This window comes from uncultured Campylobacter sp. (assembly GCF_938045775.1).
GTDB lineage: Bacteria > Campylobacterota > Campylobacteria > Campylobacterales > Campylobacteraceae > Campylobacter_B.
This window is the reverse complement of sequence record NZ_CALIBH010000013.1, coordinates 1-4,799: the sequence shown is the minus strand read 5'-3', so window position 1 is coordinate 4,799 and position 4,799 is coordinate 1. Positions and strand designations below refer to the sequence as shown.

Sequence of the window (4,799 nt, the reverse complement as noted above, 5' to 3'; positions counted from 1 at the left end):
GCGTCAAAGTAAAAAATTTCCTCAAAATGCACGAAAAAATCCTCGCCTTTGAAGGTGAAATTTTTAAAATTTCGCGCGATTGCCGCCGCGTCAAATTTTAAAAATTCCATCTCAAACCGCTGTGGCTCGCCCTGGCCCGCGGTTTTATTCTCGTAGATCAGATCGTAGATGTCTTTGTCCATTTTGCGCCATCTATCCTCGTATTTGCTCGCTACGGCGGCGTCGCGGTTTTTAAAATGCGAAATTTCGCCCGCTTTGCACTGAACGTAGGGCGAGAGTTTTTGTATCGCGTAGAGGAAGTACTCCTCGCTGTCGGTGCGAAGCTCGAAGCGGCCGCTGCGCCCGAGCGTGCGTGCGATCTGTGAGGCGAACTCGTCACTTATGACGCGGCGGTGCGGCGCGTCGTCCCATGGCACGGGGAAGTGCAAAAACACGCGCTGCAGGCAGCCTGCGGGAAGCAGGCTCAGCAAAACTCGCGCGTCGGTGGCAATAAGCGCAATGTTTTGCAGCCCCTCGCGGATCGCTAGCTTTGCGACCTGTTCGATTGCTGGCTTGTAAATTTCAATGCCGATTAGCAGCGCGTCTTGATTTGAGCGCGCTTGATGAAGCAGGTGTCTGCCCGAGCCGAAGCCGATCTCGATGAAAATTTTATTAAATTTAGAGCTTTTTACGAGGGATAAAATTTCATTCTCGTCCAAAATCAGCGGCGTTTTTTCGGTAAGCGAGCTGTCTTTGAAAGCAAACGCCTGCGAGATGATCCGTCCGCAGAAGCGCTCTTTAAAAATTTCGAGCGCTCGTTGCAGATGGCCGATCTTGGCGGGCTTGGTGATCTTTTCGCCCTTTACTATCACTTTGCCGCCGCTGGGTTTCAGGGTGATAAAAAACTCGCTATCAAAGCTTTTGGTTCGCACGAGCGTTAAATTTCTGCCGCGCGCCGTCTCTAAAAACTCGGTCTCGCCGAATTTCGCAGGCAGCGGCGGCAGACTCACGCTTTGGGTTATGAAATTCGGCAAACTTTATTCTGCCTGCGCTGCGGCAATGACTGCACTAGGCTTGGACAGCTCTCCGTTTTCGGTTTTGACGGTGATGCGGTATTCGTATCCTTCGCCATAATCGATATTGTCGATATATTCAGCGCTAAGTCTGCCGCGAACCTCTTTAATCGTGCTCCACGACTCGCCTCCCTTAGGACGGCGCTCTATTAGATAGGAGCTTACGCGAAGATCCGGATGCGGACGCCAGATGATCTTAACGCGGCCCGGAAGCCCGTAGATCGCCTGCGCAAACGGCACGGACTCTAGCATTTTCGCGGTACTTGCGATAGCGACCGGAGAAGGAGCCGAAACGCCCTTGGCGCCGTATGTGCGCACGGTGTATTTATACGAAGTGCCCGGCTGCAGCCTCGTATCTACGTAGTGAGTGGAGTATGGATCTGCGATGGTGGCGATCTTTTTGGCTTCGCCGCCGCTTGCAGGCGCGCGATAAACGACAAAGCCCAATACGGCGGTATTTGAGTCGTATCTAGGCCACTCAAGCCCGATCTCATCGTCGCTCGTGATCGTCCTGATCCCCTCTACGCGCGGAAGGCTCTCGTCGCTTGCACTAGGCGCGCTAGACATAGCGCAACCACCCGCTAGTATCGCTAAAGTAGCGCTCAACGTTAGTCGGTAAAATTTTTTCATAAATTTCATCCTTTACCTTTTGATTTGTCGTAAAATTTAGAAATTCGCTCGGCAAGCCCGCGCAAATTTTCACCTCTTTGCCGCTTCGCGGATGGATGAAATAGAGCAAATAGGCATGGAGCAAAATCCTGCTAATTTTAGCGTTTTCGCTCTTAAATCCGTATAAATGATCGCCCAAAATGTGCCGATTTATCGAGCTTAAATGCACGCGGATCTGATGCGTGCGGCCCGTGAAGAGCTTTGCTGCGACGAGATTAAAACTCTTTAGACTTAGCGGTGGCAGAATTTGGTTTTGAGCGGGATTTTTAAAATTTAAAAATTTATTCTCGGCGAGATGGGCGGCCTGGGTTTGATCCACACTCATTTTGGCGGTTAAAATTTTATCTGCGTTGCCTGCGCGGCTACTTGGAATTTTATCCGCGCTTTGGATCGGAATTTTATCCGCGCTACGCATGTAATTATTTGAAATTTCATCCGCGTTATCCGCGCGGTTATTTAAAATTTTATCCGCGCCTGCGTAGTCGTTTAAAATTTCATCCATGCCCGCGTTCTTGCTCGCGCTCGATCCGGTAGTTGAAATTTCATCCGTGCCGGCGGCTGGGTCTGCATTTAGAATTTCGTTCCCGCGCACGCTTGCGTCGGTGGCTAAAATTTTACTCATATCTGCGTCCCTGCTAGCGTTTAAAATTTTATCTCCGCCCGTGGACACAGCCAGAATTTTGCCCGCGCCCGTAGTCGCGGCTGAAATTTTTCCCGCATCACCCATTGAAATTTTATCAATATCGCTGTCCGAAATTTTCTCCTCAGTCGAAATTCTACTTTCGCCTGCGTTTGCAGCCAAAATTTTATCGGCGGCTGAAATTTTATCCGCACCCGCGTTCTTGCCCACAGCCGTGCCATCGCCCGCGCTTAAAATTTCATCGCGCTTCTCGGCGTATTTTTGAAGCTCCGCTAGTTCCGCTCCGCTTAAAATTTCATAAAACGCGCTCTTTGCGCTGCGTCCGCCGGGCACGATTCCCATTTTTAGGCGGTTTGCGGGGTTGCGAGCGATCGGACGCTCGATTATGCAGGGCTCTTTCAGCGGCAGGTCGATGAGCGCGAGGTATATCCGCCCCATGCTCTTATCGCTTAGTTGCGCCGAGAGCGCGGCGTGCGCGGCGTTGTTTTTGGCGACGAGCAGGGCGCCGCTGGTGAGCTTATCCAGGCGGTGCACGATGCCCGCGCGAAGCTCGCCGCCGAGCGTGGAAAGCAGATAGCCGCGAGATTTGAGCCAGTCCACGAGCGTGGGTTCTTTGACGCTTGCGGCTGGATGGACGGTAAGACCCGCGGGCTTATTTACCACGAGCAGATCATCGTCTTCGTATAAAATTTCAATATCGAAGTTTAGCCTCTCCGCGTCTATTTGCTGCGGCGCGGGCGCGGGGTAGTCGATGTGCACGAGCTCGCCCGCGGATAGCTTGTAGCCGGGCTTAGTTTGCACGGCTCCGTCCACTTTGACCGCTGCGGATTTGATTAAGCTTGATATTTGATTGCGCGAAATTCCAAGCTGCGAGCTTAAAAAAACGTCGAGCCTTTCGCTGCATTGTGCTATTAGATTATCCAAATTTATACCTTTTTTGGCTATTCTTACGTCAAAATTTTAATTAGGATTAAGCGTTGTTTAAAATTGACAAAAAGATTTTAGCATATTTTGATTTCATTCAACCTTTTTTAATCGTGCCGATAGTGGTTTTTTCATACGTTTTAATAAGCGAGGCAAACGACGTGCTATCCTCGAAGCAGGTGGTATATTTCGGCGTCGGATTTGCCGTTTTTACGCTGTTTTTTCTCTTTCCGATACGCAAATTTTTATATCTCATACCGATATTTTATTGGATCAATATCATATTGCTGCTCAGCGTCGATTTTTTCGGCGTTAGTAAGCTAGGAGCGAGGCGCTGGCTGGAGATCCCTTTCGTGCATTTTACGCTGCAGCCCAGCGAGGTGATGAAGCCCGCGTTTATCCTGATGCTGATGTATCTGATACATAAAAATCCGCCGCCGAAAAACGGCTATGGGCTGAAGGATTTTTTGCGCCTTAGCTTTTACATACTTCTGCCTTTTGTTCTGATCGCGAAAGAGCCCGATCTAGGCACCGCCGCGATACTTTTTTTGACCGGATTTGCGATCCTTTTCATCATCGGCGTCGATAAAAAAATTTGGCTCACGCTGATCATCGTTTTTGTGGCCAGCTCGCCGATTTTGTACGAAAACATGCACGATTATCAAAAAAAGCGCATCGCCGATTTCATCAGCGAGGAGCCCAATTACCAGGTCAAGCAGGCGATCATCGCTATCGGAAACGGCGGCATCTACGGCAAGGATAGGGATGAAGCGACACAGACGCACTTTAAATTCTTGCCGATTGCGACGAGCGATTTTATCTTCGCTTATACGATCGAGCGCTTCGGCTTCGTGGGGGCTGCCGCGCTGATCGCGCTGTATGCGCTGCTGATACTGCATCTGCTGAGCCTGAACTACGATTTTAAAAGCGATTATCTGATACGGGTCTTTACGAGCGCGCTTGCCTCGCTCATTTTCATTTATACAGGCGTTAATATCTCGATGGTGGTAGGTTTCGCGCCCGTCGTTGGCGTGCCGCTGCCGTTTTTCAGCTACGGCGGCAGCAGCTTTATCACCTTTATGATCCTCTTTGGAATTTTACAAAATTTGCTGACGTTTAGGATGAAGGATAACTACAAGACCTATAAGATCAGGATGTAAATTTAGCCCGTGCGGATAAATTTTGAAATTTTACAAAATCGCGCGAGTTTATTTTGAGTTTCGGCGGCGAAATTTTAAGCGGGGCACTAAATTTTAAAACTCGCTATAAAATCACGCCGATGCCGAGCGTAAAGACCACCGCGAAAAAGGCGTATGTAAAGGCAAATTCCAAAGTTTGCGAATTAAAAAATCCGTAGTACAAAACGCTCGTGAAAAATCCGCCCACGAAGGCTACGGCAAAGATCCCGATCCGCGCTGCGACGGGCCTTGCGCCGCAAAATTTGTATAGATAAAAAACCCCGCAGAAGCTGATCGCAAACCAGATCATCGCAGGCACCGGCCCGCTTATGCCTA

General features: G+C 49.7%; 4 protein-coding genes and 2 pseudogenes. 1 reads left to right on the top strand and 5 read right to left on the bottom strand.

All coding sequences use genetic code 11. From position 1 onward, the window contains the following. The 4 genes and pseudogenes from trmB to Q0238_RS00355 all read right to left on the bottom strand — a co-directional run. A partial coding sequence (gene trmB, locus Q0238_RS00370) for a tRNA (guanosine(46)-N7)-methyltransferase TrmB (protein WP_297941757.1) occupies positions 1-1,013 on the bottom strand: 1,013 nt, incomplete at its 3' end. A gap of 3 nt (positions 1,014-1,016) precedes the next feature. Continuing rightward, positions 1,017-1,682, bottom strand: coding sequence for a fibronectin type III domain-containing protein (locus tag Q0238_RS00365; RefSeq protein WP_297941755.1), 666 nt, complete (start codon positions 1,680-1,682; stop codon positions 1,017-1,019). Next, positions 1,612-1,938 (bottom strand): annotated as a pseudogene (locus Q0238_RS00360) (RluA family pseudouridine synthase); the annotation flags it as partial. The pseudogene Q0238_RS00360 and the gene Q0238_RS00365, both read right to left, overlap by 71 nt. A gap of 717 nt (positions 1,939-2,655) precedes the next feature. Next, positions 2,656-3,285: pseudogene (locus tag Q0238_RS00355) on the bottom strand (RluA family pseudouridine synthase); the annotation flags it as partial. Between the two features lie 53 nt (positions 3,286-3,338). Between Q0238_RS00355 and Q0238_RS00350 the strand changes: the two are divergent. Next, the gene (locus tag Q0238_RS00350) at positions 3,339-4,445 is read left to right on the top strand and encodes an FtsW/RodA/SpoVE family cell cycle protein (RefSeq protein ID WP_297923381.1); all 1,107 of its coding nucleotides are present in this window, start codon (positions 3,339-3,341) and stop codon (positions 4,443-4,445) included. A 103-nt stretch (positions 4,446-4,548) separates the two neighbouring features. Here the strand turns inward: Q0238_RS00350 and Q0238_RS00345 are convergent. Continuing rightward, positions 4,549-4,799, bottom strand: a 251-nt coding sequence (locus Q0238_RS00345) for a hypothetical protein (RefSeq protein WP_297941753.1), incomplete at its 5' end; no start/stop codon positions are given.

Bases quoted from the DNA above. Each gene is read 5' to 3' on its own strand.
- Q0238_RS00365 (WP_297941755.1), bottom strand. From the start codon at position 1,682: ATGAAAAAATTTTACCGACTAACGTTGAGCGCTACTTTAGCGATACTA.